The organism is Streptomyces sp. NPDC058052 (assembly GCF_042885515.1).
Lineage (GTDB): Bacteria > Actinomycetota > Actinomycetes > Streptomycetales > Streptomycetaceae > Streptomyces.
Genome location: NZ_JBHVRX010000005.1, coordinates 39,906 through 55,692 on the forward strand (window position 1 = coordinate 39,906; position 15,787 = coordinate 55,692).

The following is a 15,787-nucleotide window of genomic DNA, read 5'->3' on the forward strand; positions in this document are numbered from 1 at the left end:
CGCCGCCGGGGGACCGCCCGCACCGGTGCGGGGAGCGGGAGTAGCCTCGCCGCCATGCATGCGATCACGATTCCGGAACCCGGTGGTCCCGAGGCCCTCGTCTGGGCCGAGGTGCCCGATCCCGTGCCCGGCGAGGGCGAGGTCCTCGTCGAGGTGGTGGCGAGCGCCGTCAACCGCGCCGACGTCCTCCAGCGGCAGGGCTTCTACGACCCGCCGCCCGGCACCTCCCGCTACCCGGGCCTGGAGTGCGCCGGGCGGATCGCCGCCCTCGGCCCCGGCGTCGCCGGCTGGTCCGTCGGCGACGAGGTCTGCGCGCTGCTCGTCGGCGGCGGCTACGCCCAGCGGGTGGTCGTCCCGGCCGGCCAGCTGCTGCCGGTCCCGAAGGGCGTCGACCTGGCCACGGCCGGCGCGCTCCCCGAGGTGGCCTGCACGGTCTGGTCCAACATCTTCATGATCGCCCACCTGCGGCCCGGCGAGACGCTGCTCGTGCACGGCGGGGCCAGCGGCATCGGCACCATGGCGATCCAGCTGGCCAAGGCGGTCGGGGCGAAGGTCGCGGTCACCGCCGGCAGCCCGGAGAAGCTGGCCCGCTGCGCCGAGCTCGGCGCGGACGTGCTGATCGACTACCGCACCCAGGACTTCGTCGAGGAGCTCCGCACGGCCACCGGTGGGGCCGGCGCGGACGTGATCCTGGACATCATGGGCGCCAAGTACCTGGAGCGGAACGTCCAGGCCCTCGCCTTCAACGGCCGCCTCGTCGTCATCGGCCTCCAGGGCGGCGTCAAGGGCGAGCTGAACCTCGGGGCGCTGCTCGCCAAGCGGGCCGCCGTGATGGCGACGACCCTGCGCGCCCGCCCGCTCCAGGAGAAGGCGGCGATCGTCGCGGCCGTCCGCGAGCACGTCTGGCCGCTGGTCGAGGGCGGCACGGTCCGTCCGGTCGTCGACCGGACGCTCCCGATGGAGGAGGCCGCCGAGGCCCACCGCGTCCTGGAGTCGGGCGCGCACGTCGGCAAGGTCCTGCTCCTGGCCCCCTGAGACACGGGGGCGGCCCTTGCCGGGGCCCCGGGCGACACGGAGACGGGCCCGGCGCACACGCGGTGCGCCGGGCCCGTCACGTACAGAGGAAGCGGTCCCGCGGGGAAGGCCGGCAGGAAGCCTCCGCGAAAAAGCCCCCAGGGCCCTACAGGTACGGCCCCGAGCCGACCGCCCGGCCGTGCCCACGGCCGCCGGGCTCGTCGTCGTCGTCGTGCGAGGCGCCGGGCGGGAGGGCCCGCCGCATCTGCTCCAGCTGGGCGCGGGCCGCCATCTGCTGGGCGAACAGCGCCGTCTGGATGCCGTGGAAGAGGCCCTCCAGCCAGCCCACCAACTGGGCCTGCGCGATGCGCAGTTCCGCCTCGGAGGGGATGGCCTCGTCGGTGAACGGGAGCGACAGCCGCTCCAGTTCCTCGACCAGCTCCGGCGCGAGACCGTCCTCCAGCTCCTTCACCGAGCTGGCGTGGATCTCCTTGAGCCGGACCCGGCTGGCCTCGTCGAGAGGTGCCGCCCGAACTTCTTCCAGAAGCTGCTTGATCATGCTGCCGATCCGCATGACCTTCGCAGGCTGCTCGACCATTTCCGTCACCGGGACCTCGCGGGGTTCGTCGTCGCCCTGGGCGCCGCCGAAAGTCATCCCGTCCTGTCCCATGATGAGGACCTGCGGGCTCTCCGGCGACCTGTCATTCCTCGGCATCTCCATGCCGCCATTCTCTCGCACACATGCTTCATCACGAGGTGTGCCCGGGGAGGAGGGTGATCCACCCTCCTCCCCGGGCACGGTCGGGGCACGGAAAGGTGTCAGGTCGCCGCGCGGCGGGCCACGGCACCCTTCGAGCGGGTCACCAGCGCGGCGAGCAGGGCCGCGCCGAGCGGGACGGCGACGAGCAGCGCCGCCAGCGTCTCCCAGGGCACCACGATCGGCACGTACGGCGGGGTGAGGTCGCCGCCCCAGCCCTCGGCGATGGTCTGCTCGTGGAAGCGGATCTGCTGCCGCTCCTCGGTGAGCCGCAGACCCATCGCCGGGAGGAGTCCGGCGACCGATCCGAGGACGACGCCCATGGCGGCGACCACCCCGCACTGGAAGCCGCTGAGCGTGCGGCGGACGCGCGGCGGTGCGCCGACGGCGGCGAGCGTCTTCAGGTCGGCCTCGGCGTCGGCCTGGGCGAGGCCGGTGGCGATGCCGGCGGCGCCGATGGTGACCAGGCCGGCGAAGACGGTCAGCGCGAGGAGGAAGATGCTGTCGTCGGAGACGTAGCCCTCCTCGACGGTGAGGTCGATCCCGGCACCCAGGGTGGCCAGTTCGGCGTCGAGCTTCTGGCGCTGCTCGGTGCCGGGCAGGGCGTCGGTGCTGAAGTAGGCGCCGACGGGGACGGCGGTGAGACCGGCGGCCTTGGCGGTCGCGGGGCTCATCAGGACCTGGAGGCCGTAGGTCTTCGGGGCGCCGGGCACCAGGTGGGTGGGGATCCGGGAGACCTTGCCGGGGGCGGGCTTGTACTCCGCCGACGCCTTCTCGGCGGCCTTCAGGTCGGTGATCTGCTTGATGCCGAGCGTGCCGTCCTTGTCCACCAGCGGCCGGGAGAAGACGACGGCCTTGCCGTCGGCGAGGGCCTTGGCGGCGCCGGCGTCGGTGATCCCGAGGACCTTCAGGAGCCGGGCGTCGCCGACGAGGAGCCCGCCGTCGACGTAGACACCGCCGCCGCCGGAGGTCTGCTTGCAGCGCCAGTCCTCGCGCATCATCGTGCGCCGCTGCTCGGCGGTGAACTTCTCGGACGGGTCGCTGCCGTCGGTCGTCGTGGCCCACATCGGGCACTCGTTGGCGCGCGGCACCATCACCTCGTACTGGCCGCAGCCGGCGCCGCCGCCCCAGGCGGGGCAGCCGGGCTTGCCGACGGCGACGCGGGAGACGTCGGCGCGGGTCTCGACGGAGAAGTAGCGCTGGACGGCGTCGGCGACGGCGGGGACGTCCCGGCCGCCCTCCTCCATCTGGAAGAAGGAGACGGCGCCGTGCGGCAGGCTGGCGCTGTACTCGGCGCGGTACTGGGCGTCGCTGCTCGACGTGTACGTGGCGACGGCGACGGTGCCGGCGACGGCGGCGAGCACGGCGGCGACCGCGGGAGCCGTACGGCCCCGGTTGCGGACGGCGTCGCGCAGCGCGAGCCGCGGGGAGAGCGGCAGCCAGCGGCCGGTCCGGCCGAAGAGCCCGACGATGGCGGGGGTCATGGCGACCACGCCCAGCTCGGCGAGGGCCGAGCCGCCGGCCACGATGACGAACTGGTCGGTGACGACGGAGCCGTAGAGGGCGATCGCCGCGCCGAGGAGGAGCGCCACCAGGCCGAGGACGGGCAGCACCTTGCTGGTGGAGCGGACGCCGCGGCGGCCGGTGAGCGAGGCGAGCACGGTCTGCCGGGAGGCGGTGACGGCGGGGACGATGGCGGCGAGCAGTCCGGTGAGGACGGCGAGCAGCGCGATGCCGAGGAGTTCGAGCGGCCGGACGTCGAAGGCGCCGAACCGCTGCCCCATGAAGTCCTCCAGGAACGGCTGGAGGACGAGCGTGAGGATCAGGGCGAGCACCGTGCCGATGACGGCGGCGGCGACGCCGATGACGAGGCCGCCGCTCAGCACGATGGCGCGGATGTGGCTGCGGGAGCCGCCGTTGGCGCCGACCAGGCCGAGCTGGCGGCGGGAGCGGCGGGCGCCGACCGCGAAGGCGGGGCCGGCGAGCAGGCAGATCTCCAGCATCGCCAGGCCGACGACGGTGGCGACGGAGGCGAGGAGCATGGCGTCGGCGGCGCCGCTGGACTCGTAGTCGCGCCAGTTCTCCCGCTGGTAGAGCGGGACCTCGGAGTCGGCGGGCGGGTCGAGCAGGACGGCCCGGGAGATCACGGTGACGCCCTTGGCGTTGATCTCCTTCACGTTGTTCCACGTGAAACCACCGGCGTGCTGCACCAGGTACGAGGTCGTGGAGCCGGGCGCGAGCGCTCCGGCCTTCTCCGCGGCCTTCCCGTACGGGGCGAGGAACGCCCCCGGCAGCGCGGTGATCTGCGCGGCCGTCAGGGTGTCGGGGAGCTCGTAGGAGCCCACGATCCGGTACGGCTGGTCGAAATTGCGAGCGGAAACGGTCGAGCCGACCGAGAGCCCGCTCTTCTCCAGGAACGCGGAGGTGGCGATCACCTCGTCGGCCTTCTGCGGGTATCGCCCGTCGAGGAGGGTGGTGATGCCCTTGGCGATCGGGTCGTCGGCCTTCAGCTCCCGGACGTCGGTCTGGAGCAGGCCGTGCACGGTGGTCAGCTTGGCCGCGCCCTGGGTGTCGCTGATCCAGCGGGCGCCGGCCGGGATGGCCTTCCGGGGGTCGGTCGTACCGCTGGGCCAGGGGACGTTGTCCTCCACGTCCTTCGCCGGGTAGGCGTTGTCGCCCTCGGGGGCCTGGAAGACGGCGACACCGCCGAAGCCGGGGTCGGTGAAGGCGGCGTCGGCGGCGCCGATGGACCGCTCCAGCCGCTCGGAGACGGAGAGTTCGGAGCTGCGGATGGTGAGATCGGCGGCGCTGACCCCGAGGATGGGGAGGGCGATCATCGCGAGGACGAGCGAGCTGCGGCCCTTGGCGCGCCAGGCGTCGCGGCGGGCGATGCGGACGGCCGCCCGCCAGGAGTGGAACCAGGTCTTCACGCCTCTGCCACCCGGCCCGTGAGGAGGGAGTCGGCCTCGCTGCGCACGGTCTGGTCGACGATGGCGCCGTCGCGCAGGAAGACGACGCGGTCGGCCCAGGCGGCGAAGCGCGGCTCGTGGGTGACGAGGACGCCGGCGGCTCCGGCGTCGCAGCGGGTGCGGAGCAGGGCGAGGACGGACTCGCCGGTCTCGGAGTCGAGGGCGCCGGTGGGCTCGTCGGCGAGGACGAGGCGGCGGTCGCCGACGAGGGCGCGGGCGATGGCGACGCGCTGCTGCTGGCCGCCGGACATCTCGTCGGGGAAGCGGTCGGCGAGGTGGCCGAGCCCCATCTCCTCCAGGGCGGCGACGGCCTCGACGCGCGCCTTGCGGGCCGAGGTCCCGTCGAGCTCCCTCGGCAGGGAGACGTTCTCGGCGGCGGTGAGCGCCGGTATGAGGTTGTAGTCCTGGAAGACGTAGCCGATGCTGCGGCGGCGCAGGGCGGCGAGCTCCTTGAGTCCGGCGGTGGTGATGTCGGTGCCCTCGACGATCACCTGGCCGGAGGTGGGGGTGTCGAGGCCGCCGGCGATGGTGAGCAGCGTGGACTTGCCGGAGCCGGACGGGCCCATGACGGCGACGAGTTCGCCGGGGTGCACGTCGAGGTCGATGCCGCGCAGGGCGTGCACCTCGGTGGCGCCGGACCCGTGGACCCGGGTCAGGTTCTGCAGGCGCAGCACGGGCTGCGCGGCGAGCGGTGTGGACATGGAGGGGTCCCCCTAGCGGCGTGCGCGGCGGCGGCCGGGCACGGATGTGAGCGGTGTGGTGAGAGTGATGTGGTGGTACGGGGGCCCGGGCCCTCGGTCAGCGGGCCCGGCCCTCGGCCCCGGCCCCCCGCCGGCCCCCCGACCCGGCCCCGGCCCCCAGCCCCTCCGTCCCCGCCCCCGGCCCGCGCCGGACCCCCGGCCCCTGCCCCGGCTCCGGGACGGCGGCGGGGGCGGCGGCGGGGGCGGTCGTGGTGGTGGTGACGGTGGAGGAGAGGCGGATGAGCCGGGACTCGCAGTGGTCGAGCCAGCGGGCCTCGGCCTCGGTCTGGAAGATCAGCTGTTCCAGGACGAGGAGCCAGGCCACGTCGTCGCGTTCGCGCGAGCCGCCGCCTTCGAGGGCGGTGAGGGCCTGGGCCTTGAGGCGGGTGTAGTCCTGCATGGCCTTCACGGTGTGGCGGCGCTGGGACTGGATGACCTCGCGGATGTCGACGCCGGGTGCTCCGACGGCCATGGCGAGCTTGATGGCGAGCTCGTCGCGGGCGGGGCTGGTGCGGTCCACGGGCTGTTCGAACCAGGTGCGGAGTTCGGCGCGGCCGGAGTCGGTGATCGCGTACAGCGCGTGGCCGGCGCCGTCCTCGCCGCTCTGGGCGACCAGGCCGTCCCGTTCGAGCCGGCCCAGGGTCGTGTACACCTGGCCGACGTTGAGGGGCCAGGTGGAGCCGGTGCGGGACTCGAACTCGGTGCGCAGCTGGGAGCCGTAGCGGGGGCCGTGTTCGAGGAGGGCGAGGAGCCCGTGGCGGATCGACATACCGAGTATGTATACCGGGTATGTCAGAGGCGGCAACCGTCGTGAGACGGACCGGGAGGGTCCGCCTCAAGGGGGAGCCGGAAGGGGCGGTACGGGCGTCAGCGGCGGCGCAGCCGGAGCCCGAGGAAGCCGAGGCCGAGCCCCGTCAGCGTGAGTCCGATGCCGAGGGTGAGCAGGGGAACGGGCTGGTCGGAGACGGTGGCGTCGGTCCCCACGGCGAGCTGCGGTACGGCGCCGGGGCGGCTGGCCGGGGCCGCTTCGGGGCGGTCGGCGGCCTCCTCCTCGGGTACCCCGGCGTCCTCCTCGGGGAGGCGGTCGGCGGCGGATTCTGTAGCGGTTCTGTCACGTGAGGGGGTGGCGGTGGCGTCCTCGGTCTCCGTGGGGGTGGCCTGTTCGGGGCGGCCGGGCCGGGTGCGGCCCTCCGCGGCGGGCCGGCCGGCGAGGGAGGGGGAGCCGGTGGGCGCGGGGGCGTCGCTGGTCCGGGTGGCGGGCTTCCCGGGGCGGGGGGCGGCGGTGCCGGCGGGCGGGGCGGTGGGGGTGCCCGTGGGCGCGGAGGGGGTGACGGGCGCGGTGGTGCCGGGGGCGGGGCCGGTGCCCGTGCCGGTGGGCGCGGGCGGCAGGCCGGTTCCGCGGGTGGGGCCGGGGGCCGGGGTCGTACCCGGCCGGGCGGTGGAGTCCGGTCCGCCGGTCGCGGTGGGGGCGGGCGGGGAGCCGGACGGCCGGGCGGGGGTGGAGGAGCCGGGCGCGGTGGCTCCGGCGGTGGGGCCGTGCGCGGGGGCGGCGCGTCCGGAGGGGGCCCCGGAGGTTCCGGCGGCGGGTCCCGCGGGGTGCCCGGTGGCGCCGGCGAGGGCCGCGCCGGAGACCCCGTACAGAGTGAAGGCGCAGGCCAGTGCGGGTGCGAGGGCGGTTCTCCGGAGGGCGCGGCCGGACCGGGCGGCCCGCGCCCGCGTCCGTGTCCCCGCGCGGCGGTGCCTGCCGCCGCTGCCGCGTCCGCCGGTCCCGCCGCGTGTGGGAGTCACCGGGAATCCCTCCCCTGCCGTGCCGCCGAGGTGTCCGACTCAGCGTCACATGCCGGGGTGGTTCCGGCATCCGGGGCGGCTACTTCTGGGGGTTGCCGGTGGAGATCTCCAGGGTGAACTCGGCCTCGTCGGGCCGGATGTCCGTACCGGCCGGCGGGTACTGGGCCAGCACCGTGTCCTCGCCGTAGGTGTTCTCGTCCACCGGGGTCTGCTTGATCGTCTTCCAGCCGGCGGCGTTCAGGCAGTCCTTCACCGAGGTGAGGTTCTTGTAGGTGAAGTCCGGCACCTCGAACTTCTCGGGGTCGTCGCTCGACTCCCGCGGCTCGGTGCACTTCTTCGTGTCGATGGTCTTCGACAGGTCCGGGCCCTTGTGGCCGGGGCTGTCGGTCTGGGTCTGCTCGGTGCCGCCGGTTCCGGTGGCGCCGGTGGCGCCGGTCGTCCCGCCGTCGTTCTTGTCCTTCAGGTTGGAGACGACGATCACGCCGCCGACGGCGAGCAGCGCGACGACGATCGCGCCGACGATCACCGGCATGTTCCGGCGCGGTGCGGCGGCCGGGGCGGCCATCGGCGCGGGCGCGGGCGCGTAGGAGACCGGCGGCGGGGTCTGGTAGCCGGGGGCGGGCGTCGGGGCCTGCTGGGGGTAGCCGTACGCGGGGCCGGGCACCGGCGCGGGGGCCGGGGTCGGCGGGCCGTACGGGCCGGGCTGCTGGGTGTGCGCCGGGTACGGCTGCTGCACGTGCGGGCCGGGGTGCGGCGGCGGGGTCTGGCCGACCGGCGGGAAGACGGCGGAGCCGACGCCGGAGCCGCTGTTGACCGGGCCGCCGGCGACGATCACGGGGGCCGCGGACTGGCCGGCCGAGAGCACCCGCAGGCACTCGTCGCGCATGACGGCGGCGCTCGGGAACCGCTCGTTCGGGTTCTTCCGCAGCGCGCGGGCCACCAGCGCGTCCATCGCGGGCGTCACGGAGCGGTTCACGGAGGACGGGGCGACCGGCTCCTCCTGCACGTGCGCGTAGGCGATGGCGAGCGGCGAGTCGGCGTCGAAGGGGAGACGGCCCGTCAGCAGCTGGAAGAGCATGATCCCGACCGAATAAAGGTCGGAGCGGGCGTCCACCGGCCGGCCCAGGGCCTGCTCGGGGGAGAGGTACTGGGGGGTGCCGACGACCATGCCGGTCTGCGTCATGGAGGTGACGCCGGACTGCATGGCGCGGGCGATGCCGAAGTCCATGACCTTCACGACGCCGCGCTTGGTCATCATCACGTTGCCGGGCTTGATGTCGCGGTGGACCAGCCCCATCTCGTGACTGACCTCCAGGGCGGCGAGCACGTCCGCCGTCACCTTCAGCGCCTTGTCGGCGGGCATCGCCCCGTACTGGCGGACGTCGGAGGCGAGCACCGAGCCGAGCGGCTGCCCCTCCACGTACTCCATGACGATGTACGGCATGAGGCCGCCGTCGAGGGTGTCCTCGCCGGTGTCGAAGACCGAGACGATGTTGGTGTGCGAGAGCTTCGCCACGGCCTGCGCCTCGCGGCGGAACCGCTCGCGGAACGACGCCTCGCGGCCCAGCTCGGTGTGGAGCGTCTTGATCGCGACCTGGCGGTCCAGCGCGCTGTCGTACGCCAGGTAGACCGAGGCCATGCCGCCCTCGCCGAGGAGGTCGCGCAGCTGGTAGCGGCCGTTCGCGACCGAACCGCCCGCGTAGCGGCCGCCCTGAGCGCCGTCGTGGCTCATGTGTGCTGTCCCCCTGCGCCCCGCGGCGTCGGTCTGTCGTCTCCGGCCGGACCTCGATATCCGGCCGATTCTGCGCCAAGTCTGCCCGAGGCCCCTGACACGTCAAGCCGGGTGCCCGTTCCGTGACCCTCCGCACAAGCGGAGTCGCGCGGGACCGGGCGAAACTCACGGAATTTGCACAGGCGTACACGAGAAGGGTTGGATGGCCGGTCATCGCGGACCGTGATGTCGTACGAAGCCTGTAGCGTGACGACTGGACACGGCACGGACAGACGACGGCGAGGACTCATGGAACCCGGATCCGACGCAGGTGGCGGTGTGCCGGGCGCCGGCGCCGAGTCATGGGGAGTCGGCCGCGTCGTCGGCGACGGCAGGTACCGCCTGACGCACCGTCTGGGCCGCGGCGGCATGGCCGAGGTCTTCGCCGCGGAGGACGTGCGGCTCGGCCGCACGGTCGCGGTGAAGCTGCTGCGCTCCGACCTCGCCGAGGACCCGGTCTCCAAGGCCCGGTTCACGCGCGAGGCGCAGTCGGTCGCCGGCCTCAACCACCACGCGATCGTGGCGGTGTACGACTCCGGCGAGGACGTCGTCGACGGCCGCCCGGTGCCGTACATCGTGATGGAGATCGTCGAGGGCCGCACCATCCGTGACCTGCTGGTCAGCGCGGAGGCGCCCGGTCCCGAGCAGGCGCTCGTGATCGTCTCCGGCGTCCTGGAGGCGCTGGCCTACTCGCACCAGCACGGCATCGTGCACCGTGACATCAAGCCCGCCAACGTGATCATCACGCACACCGGCGCGGTGAAGGTCATGGACTTCGGCATCGCCCGCGCGCTGCACGGCGCGCAGGCCACGATGACGCAGACCGGCATGGTCATGGGCACGCCGCAGTACCTCTCCCCGGAGCAGGCGCTCGGCAAGGCCGTCGACCACCGCTCCGACCTGTACGCGACGGGCTGCCTGCTGTACGAGCTCCTCGCGCTGCGTCCCCCGTTCACCGGCGAGACGCCGCTGTCGGTCGTCTACCAGCACGTGCAGGACACGCCCGTCCCGCCGTCCGAGGTCCGCGGCTCGACGCCGCCGGAGCTGGACGGTCTGGTGATGCGCTCGCTCGCGAAGGAGCCGGACGACCGGTTCCAGAGCGCCGAGGAGATGCGCGGGCTGATCCAGTACGGCCTGGAGATGCTCCAGCAGCAGGGCGGCCACACCGGCACCTGGAACACCGGCCCGGTGACCGTGCACGACGGCGGGCACACCCCCGGCCACGGCATGACCGCGACGATGGCCATGGGCCACCCGCCGCTCGCCGAGACCGCGCAGGGCGGCCGGCTCGTCCCGCTGCCCAACCCCGACGACGGCGGGTACAACGGCTACGGCGGTTACGACGACGGCACGGGCGGCACCGGCGGCTACGGCCAGAACGGCGCCTACGGCAACCACGACGACGGCCGCGCCAAGCGCACCAGGATCGTGCTCTTCGCGGCGCTCGCGCTGGTCGCGATCGTCGCCGGCGTCGTCTTCGCGGTGCAGATGGCGGGCGACGGCGGGAAGAAGAAGGACCCGATCACGACGCCGACGACGGTGTCGGACTCGCCGTCCACGGCCTCCGAGGAGCCCACCCCGTCCGAGGAGCCGTCCGAGCAGCCGAGCACGGAGCAGCCGAGCGACACGAACGGCGGCGGAGGCGACGGCGGCACCACGCAGCAGCCGTGGAACCCGCCGACGAACGCGACGACCGCGCCGCCGACGACCGCGCCGCCGACGACCGAGCCGACGGCCACCGAGGAGCCGACGACGGACCCGACGGAGACCGGCGAGCCGACGACCGAGCCGACGGCCACCGAGGAGCCGACGACGGACCCGACGGACGGCGGCGCCGACAGCGGCGGCCAGACCGACCCGACCGGCGGCGGCAACGGCGACCCGAACACGCCGCCCCCCGGCGACACGGGCGACGTCGGCGCCACCACCCCTTAGGGTCTCCTCCGGACCCGGGACCTCAGACGGAGAAGGCGTCGCGTACGGCGTCGTACTCCCGGGTCCACCACACGGCCAGGGCCGACACCGCGGGGAACTGCGGGTCGGCCCTGTGGTCGTTCAGCTGGTAGCGCCAGCGCAGGGTCCAGAAGTCGTTCAGCCGCTCCCACCACACGCGGTGCACCGCCGCGGCCAGCTCGGCGCCGTCCGCGCCGGTGGCCCGCCGGTACGCGCGGGCGTAGGCCCGCACCTTCTCCAGGTCCAGCTCGCCCCCCGGGCGTACGAAGAAGATCGCGGCGGCCCGGACGGCCTCCTCGGCGCGCGGGCGGACGCAGAGCCGGTCCCAGTCGACGATCGCGGCCGGTTCGGCGCCCCGGTAGAGCACGTTCAGCGGGTGGAAGTCGCCGTGCGTCCAGCCGGCCGTGGCGGGCGCCGGAGGGCGCCGGTGGGCGTGCTGGGCGATCAGCCGGCGGCGCTCCCGCAGCCGGTGCTCGGCGAGCGCGTCGAAGCTGCCGTGCGGGCGGTGCGCGCGGGCGAGGCGGATCAGTTCGGCGATGTCGCCGAAGGTGTCCTCGGGGCGGGCGCTGTCGTGCCGGTCGCCGGGCGGCGGGGGCTCCATGACGCGGTCCAGGGTGGTGTGGACGCGGCCCAGGAGGGCGCCGAGGCGGCGGGAGCCGCCGGTGGTGAGCTGGGTGCCGTGGCGGTGCCGGCCCTCGACCCAGGGGTGCAGGGCGTAGCAGCGGCCGCCGATCACGGCGACGGTGCGGCCGCGGCTGTCGGGCAGCGGCGGGGCCACCGGCAGGCCCAGCGCGTGCAGGCGCTGGGTGGCGCGGTGCTGGCGGGTGATGGTGGCCCGGTCGGCGGTGGGGGCGTCGAGGTGCTGCTTGAGGAAGTAGTGGCCGCGGGTGGTGGCGAGCCGGTAGCCGCGGTTGAGCAGGCCCTCGGTGACGGGGACGCAGGACAGGGGCTCGCCGGCGTGCGGGTGGCGGCGCAGCAGGGCGCCGACCGGAGGAGCGGAGTGTTCAGATGAGCGCGGCACTCCGCAGATGTTAGATCACGCCGCGTGGTGGAGGTGTCGCGGTACGGAACCGGCCGCGGAGCCGTACTCGATGCTGTGCACCGTCACGAACTGGGGTTCGATTCGCATGAAGACGGGGACGAACGGCTCGCCGTCCACGCGCACCGGTTCGGGGCCGAAGGCGGCCAGCTCCGCCGCGGTCGGCTCGACGATCTCGGCGGTGCCGGTGAACTGCACCGACCACAGCACGCCGGAGGCGGGATCGAGGTCGTCGGCCCCGTAGGCGACGACGCTGCCGCTGCACGCCTGGTGGTAGCCGAGACCCTCGTGCATGCGGATCAGGACGCTGCCGTCGGAGACGATGTGCCGGGCGGGCGCGACGAACGGCATCGCCCGCATGCTCGTGGCGACCCGGCCGTACGACGCACGGCCGAGCAGTTCGATGGCGCGGATCTCCTCGGTGGACATGCCTCCACTCTCCGCCACCGGCACCCTGTCGGGAAAGGGGCCCCGGCCCCGCGTCGGCGGGGACGTAGGTCCCGAATCCCGGCAGCGGGCCCGGACTGCTCCCTTCGGGTGAGACCGTCGGGGAGGGGCGGGCCCGCCGGGGCGGCCGGCGGCTCAGTGACGCTCGGCCTGCAGCCGCGCCACGTACGCGGCGGCCTGCGAGCGGCGCTCCATCCCCAGCTTCGACAGCAGGCTGGAGACATAGTTCTTGATGGTCTTCTCCGCGAGGTGGAGGCGCTCGCCGATGACCCGGTTGGTCAGGCCCTCGCCGATCAGATCGAGGATCTTGCGCTCCTGCTCGGTCAGGTTGGCGAGCTTGTCGTCACCCTTCGGATTGTTGCCGTCGCGCAGCCGCTCCAGGACCCGCGCCGTCGCCACCGGGTCGAGCAGCGACTTGCCGGCCGCCACGTCCCGGACCGCGTTCAGCAGCTCGTTGCCCCGGATGGCCTTGAGGACGTATCCCGAGGCCCCGGCCATGATCGCGTCGAAGAGCGCCTCGTCGTCCGCGTACGACGTGAGCATCAGGCACTTGATCGACTCGTCCTGGGAGCGGACCTCGCGGCAGACCTCGACCCCGCTGCCGTCGGGCAGCCGGACGTCGAGCACCGCCACGTCGGGGCGGGTCGCGGGGATTCTGACCAGGGCGTCGGCCGCGGTTCCGGCCTCGCCGACCACCTCGATGTCGTCCTCCACGGAAAGCAGCTCGTGGACGCCGCGCCGGACGACTTCGTGGTCATCCAGCAGAAATACCCGGATTTTTCCTTCTTCGCGCACGGAGTCAGTCTCACATATTGGCTCTTCCGGTGCCCGGGGTGTGCGGGTTACGGTGCCGGATGTTCCGACGACGGTGTCGGGCCGCTGCTCGGTGCGCTGACCTGGGCGACCTTCCGCTTTTCTCGATTTACTTGGAAATCCAAGCAAAATCGCAGGTCAAGTGGGGTTTCGCAGGAATGCCACGCTATGGGTAACGTGCCTAATGACGGCGTTCGCCGGGACACCTGTCACGCCCGACCCCGGCCGCGTCGCACCCACCCCGTGCGCAGGGTACGGATAAGGCGGAGAGCCGCACTGGCCCAGCCGGCGAACCCGGGGGCCGGACCGACGGAGGAGCACGCACGTGACCGTGGAGAGCACTGCCGCGCGCAAGACGACGCGACGCAGCAGCGGCGCCAAGCGCACCACCGGCGCCAGCGCCGGCGCCAAGAAGGCCGACCAGGCCCCTGCCGGGGAGCCCGAGCTGGTTCAGCTGCTGACGCCTGAGGGCGAGCGCGTCCAGCACCCCGACTACGACATCGACCTGAGCGCCGAGGAGCTGCGCGGTCTCTACCGCGACATGGTCCTCACCCGCCGCTTCGACGCCGAGGCGACCGCCCTCCAGCGTCAGGGCGAGCTGGGCCTGTGGGCCTCGCTGCTCGGCCAGGAGGCCGCCCAGATCGGCTCCGGCCGGGCTCTGCGCGACGACGACTACGTCTTCCCGACGTACCGGGAGCACGGCGTGGCCTGGTGCCGCGGCGTCGACCCGACCAACCTGCTCGGCATGTTCCGCGGTGTGAACAACGGCGGCTGGGACCCCAGCAGCAACAACTTCCACCTGTACACGATCGTCCTCGGCTCGCAGACCCTGCACGCCACCGGCTACGCCATGGGCATCGCCAAGGACGGCGCGGACTCCGCCGTGCTCGCCTACTTCGGCGACGGCGCCTCCAGCCAGGGCGACGTCAACGAGTCGTTCGTCTTCTCCGCGGTCTACAACGCCCCGGTCGTCTTCTTCTGCCAGAACAACCAGTGGGCGATCTCCGAGCCCATCGAGAAGCAGACCCGCGTCCCGCTCTACCAGCGCGCCCGCGGCTTCGGCTTCCCCGGCGTGCGCGTCGACGGCAACGACGTCCTCGCCTGCCTGGCCGTCACCCGGTCGGCGCTGGAGCGCGCCCGCCGCGGCGAGGGCCCCACGCTGATCGAGGCGTTCACCTACCGGATGGCGGCCCACACCACCTCCGACGACCCGACCCGCTACCGCCGCGACGCGGAGCGCGAGGCGTGGGAGGCGAAGGACCCGATCCTCCGCCTGAAGGCGTACCTGGAGAACGAGGGCCACGCCGACGCGGCCTTCTTCGAGGAGCTCGAGGCCGAGAGCGAGACCCTCGGCAAGCACGTCCGCGAGGTCGTCCGCGCCATGCCGGTCCCCGACCACATGGCCATGTTCGACCACACGTACGCGGACGGGCACACGCTCGTCGACGAGGAACGCGCGCAGTTCGCCGCCTACCAGGCGTCCTTCGCGAACGGAGAGGCCGAGTAATCATGGCTGTTCAGAAGCTTCCCCTCGCGAAGGCGCTCAACGAGTCGCTGCGCAAGGCCCTGGAGACCGACCCCAAGGTCGTCGTCATGGGCCTGGACGTCGGCAAGCTCGGCGGTGTCTTCCGCATCACCGACGGTCTCCAGAAGGACTTCGGCGAGGACCGGGTGGTCGACACCCCGCTCGCCGAGTCCGGCATCGTCGGCACCGCGATCGGCCTCGCGCTGCGCGGCTACCGCCCCGTCGTGGAGATCCAGTTCGACGGCTTCGTCTTCCCGGCGTACGACCAGATCGTCACCCAGCTGGCGAAGATGCGGGCCCGCTCGCTCGGCACCGTGAAGATGCCGGTCGTCATCCGCATCCCGTACGGCGGCGGCATCGGCGCCGTCGAGCACCACTCCGAGTCCCCCGAGTCGCTCTTCGCGCACGTCGCGGGTCTCAAGGTCGTCACCCCGGCGAACTCCTCCGACGCCTACTGGATGCTCCAGCAGGCGATCCAGAGCGACGACCCGGTCATCTTCTTCGAGCCCAAGCGCCGCTACTGGGACAAGGGCGAGCTCGACACCGAGGCCATCCCCGGCGAGCTCCACAAGGCCCGGGTCGCCCGCGAGGGCACCGACCTCACGCTGGTGGCCTACGGCCCCATGGTGAAGACCTGCCTGGAGGCGGCCGCGGCCGCCGCCGACGAGGGCCGGTCGATCGAGGTCGTGGACCTGCGCTCGATCTCCCCGCTCGACTTCGACACCATCCAGGCGTCGGTCGAGAAGACCCGCCGCCTGGTCGTCGTCCACGAGGCGCCGGTGTTCTTCGGCTCCGGCGCGGAGATCGCCGCCCGGATCACCGAGCGCTGCTTCTACCACCTGGAAGCCCCCGTCCTGCGGGTCGGCGGCTACCACGCGCCGTACCCGCCGGCGCGCCTGGAGGAGGAGTACCTGCCGGGCCTGGACCGCGTGCTCGACGCCGTCGACCGCTCGCTGGCGTACTGAGGAGAG

13 protein-coding genes are annotated in these 15,787 nt (G+C 73.4%); 4 read left to right on the top strand and 9 right to left on the bottom strand.

Annotated elements, in window-relative coordinates; genetic code table 11:
* Window positions 1-54: 54 nt before the first annotated feature.
* Complete coding sequence (locus ACFVU3_RS09025; RefSeq protein WP_390064991.1) at window positions 55-1,035, top strand: NAD(P)H-quinone oxidoreductase; 981 nt, start codon at window positions 55-57, stop codon at window positions 1,033-1,035.
* A gap of 145 nt (window positions 1,036-1,180) precedes the next feature.
* On the opposite strand, the gene ACFVU3_RS09030 is transcribed toward ACFVU3_RS09025, so the two are convergent.
* From ACFVU3_RS09030 to ACFVU3_RS09055, 6 genes are all read right to left on the bottom strand, one after another.
* Window positions 1,181-1,735, bottom strand: coding sequence for a bacterial proteasome activator family protein (locus ACFVU3_RS09030; protein WP_390064992.1), 555 nt, complete (start codon window positions 1,733-1,735; stop codon window positions 1,181-1,183).
* Window positions 1,736-1,833: 98 nt separating this feature from the next.
* A complete protein-coding gene (locus ACFVU3_RS09035) occupies window positions 1,834-4,701 on the bottom strand; it encodes an ABC transporter permease (RefSeq protein WP_390064994.1) in 2,868 nt (955 codons plus the stop codon).
* The gene (locus ACFVU3_RS09040; RefSeq protein ID WP_390064995.1) at window positions 4,698-5,441 is read right to left on the bottom strand and encodes an ABC transporter ATP-binding protein; all 744 of its coding nucleotides are present in this window, start codon (window positions 5,439-5,441) and stop codon (window positions 4,698-4,700) included. Before ACFVU3_RS09040 ends, ACFVU3_RS09035 begins: the two co-directional genes overlap by 4 nt.
* Window positions 5,442-5,538: 97 nt before the next feature.
* Window positions 5,539-6,249 carry a PadR family transcriptional regulator gene (locus ACFVU3_RS09045; protein WP_390064996.1) on the bottom strand — a complete coding sequence of 237 codons (711 nt, stop codon included), beginning with the start codon at window positions 6,247-6,249 and terminating at the stop codon, window positions 5,539-5,541.
* Window positions 6,250-6,347: 98 nt separating this feature from the next.
* Window positions 6,348-7,268: a hypothetical protein gene (locus ACFVU3_RS09050; RefSeq protein WP_390064997.1), complete on the bottom strand. Its 921-nt coding sequence runs from the start codon at window positions 7,266-7,268 to the stop codon at window positions 6,348-6,350.
* 79 nt (window positions 7,269-7,347) lie between these two features.
* Window positions 7,348-9,000 carry a protein kinase gene (locus ACFVU3_RS09055; RefSeq protein WP_390064998.1) on the bottom strand — a complete coding sequence of 551 codons (1,653 nt, stop codon included), beginning with the start codon at window positions 8,998-9,000 and terminating at the stop codon, window positions 7,348-7,350.
* Between the two features lie 288 nt (window positions 9,001-9,288).
* On the opposite strand from ACFVU3_RS09055, the gene ACFVU3_RS09060 reads away from it, so the two are divergent.
* Window positions 9,289-10,974 (top strand): protein kinase, encoded by a 1,686-nt coding sequence (locus tag ACFVU3_RS09060; RefSeq protein ID WP_390064999.1) that lies wholly within the window; start codon window positions 9,289-9,291, stop codon window positions 10,972-10,974.
* Window positions 10,975-10,996: 22 nt separating this feature from the next.
* Here the strand turns inward: ACFVU3_RS09060 and ACFVU3_RS09065 are convergent, their stop codons facing one another.
* The 3 genes from ACFVU3_RS09065 to ACFVU3_RS09075 all read right to left on the bottom strand — a co-directional run bounded on the left by ACFVU3_RS09065 (window position 10,997) and on the right by ACFVU3_RS09075 (window position 13,273).
* Window positions 10,997-12,013 carry a phosphotransferase gene (locus ACFVU3_RS09065; RefSeq protein ID WP_390065000.1) on the bottom strand — a complete coding sequence of 339 codons (1,017 nt, stop codon included), beginning with the start codon at window positions 12,011-12,013 and terminating at the stop codon, window positions 10,997-10,999.
* A 15-nt stretch (window positions 12,014-12,028) separates the two neighbouring features.
* On the bottom strand, window positions 12,029-12,460 hold the full coding sequence (locus ACFVU3_RS09070; protein WP_390065002.1) for a pyridoxamine 5'-phosphate oxidase family protein: 432 nt from the start codon (window positions 12,458-12,460) through the stop codon (window positions 12,029-12,031).
* A gap of 153 nt (window positions 12,461-12,613) precedes the next feature.
* Complete coding sequence (locus ACFVU3_RS09075; RefSeq protein ID WP_390065004.1) at window positions 12,614-13,273, bottom strand: response regulator; 660 nt, start codon at window positions 13,271-13,273, stop codon at window positions 12,614-12,616.
* Between the two features lie 343 nt (window positions 13,274-13,616).
* On the opposite strand from ACFVU3_RS09075, the gene pdhA reads away from it, so the two are divergent.
* Complete coding sequence (gene pdhA / locus ACFVU3_RS09080; protein WP_390065006.1) at window positions 13,617-14,798, top strand: pyruvate dehydrogenase (acetyl-transferring) E1 component subunit alpha; 1,182 nt, start codon at window positions 13,617-13,619, stop codon at window positions 14,796-14,798.
* A gap of 2 nt (window positions 14,799-14,800) precedes the next feature.
* Window positions 14,801-15,781, top strand: a complete 981-nt coding sequence (locus ACFVU3_RS09085; RefSeq protein WP_390065008.1) for an alpha-ketoacid dehydrogenase subunit beta — start codon at window positions 14,801-14,803, stop codon at window positions 15,779-15,781.
* The last annotated feature ends 6 nt before the right edge of the window (window positions 15,782-15,787 follow it).

Coding starts and splice junctions, on each gene's coding strand:
- ACFVU3_RS09025 (WP_390064991.1), top strand. CDS start 55: ATGCATGCGATCACGATTCCGGAACCCGGTGGTCCCGAGGCCCTCGTC.
- ACFVU3_RS09030 (WP_390064992.1), bottom strand. CDS start 1,735: ATGGAGATGCCGAGGAATGACAGGTCGCCGGAGAGCCCGCAGGTCCTC.
- ACFVU3_RS09040 (WP_390064995.1), bottom strand. CDS start 5,441: ATGTCCACACCGCTCGCCGCGCAGCCCGTGCTGCGCCTGCAGAACCTG.
- ACFVU3_RS09045 (WP_390064996.1), bottom strand. CDS start 6,249: ATGTCGATCCGCCACGGGCTCCTCGCCCTCCTCGAACACGGCCCCCGC.
- ACFVU3_RS09055 (WP_390064998.1), bottom strand. CDS start 9,000: ATGAGCCACGACGGCGCTCAGGGCGGCCGCTACGCGGGCGGTTCGGTC.
- ACFVU3_RS09060 (WP_390064999.1), top strand. CDS start 9,289: ATGGAACCCGGATCCGACGCAGGTGGCGGTGTGCCGGGCGCCGGCGCC.
- ACFVU3_RS09070 (WP_390065002.1), bottom strand. CDS start 12,460: ATGTCCACCGAGGAGATCCGCGCCATCGAACTGCTCGGCCGTGCGTCG.
- ACFVU3_RS09085 (WP_390065008.1), top strand. CDS start 14,801: ATGGCTGTTCAGAAGCTTCCCCTCGCGAAGGCGCTCAACGAGTCGCTG.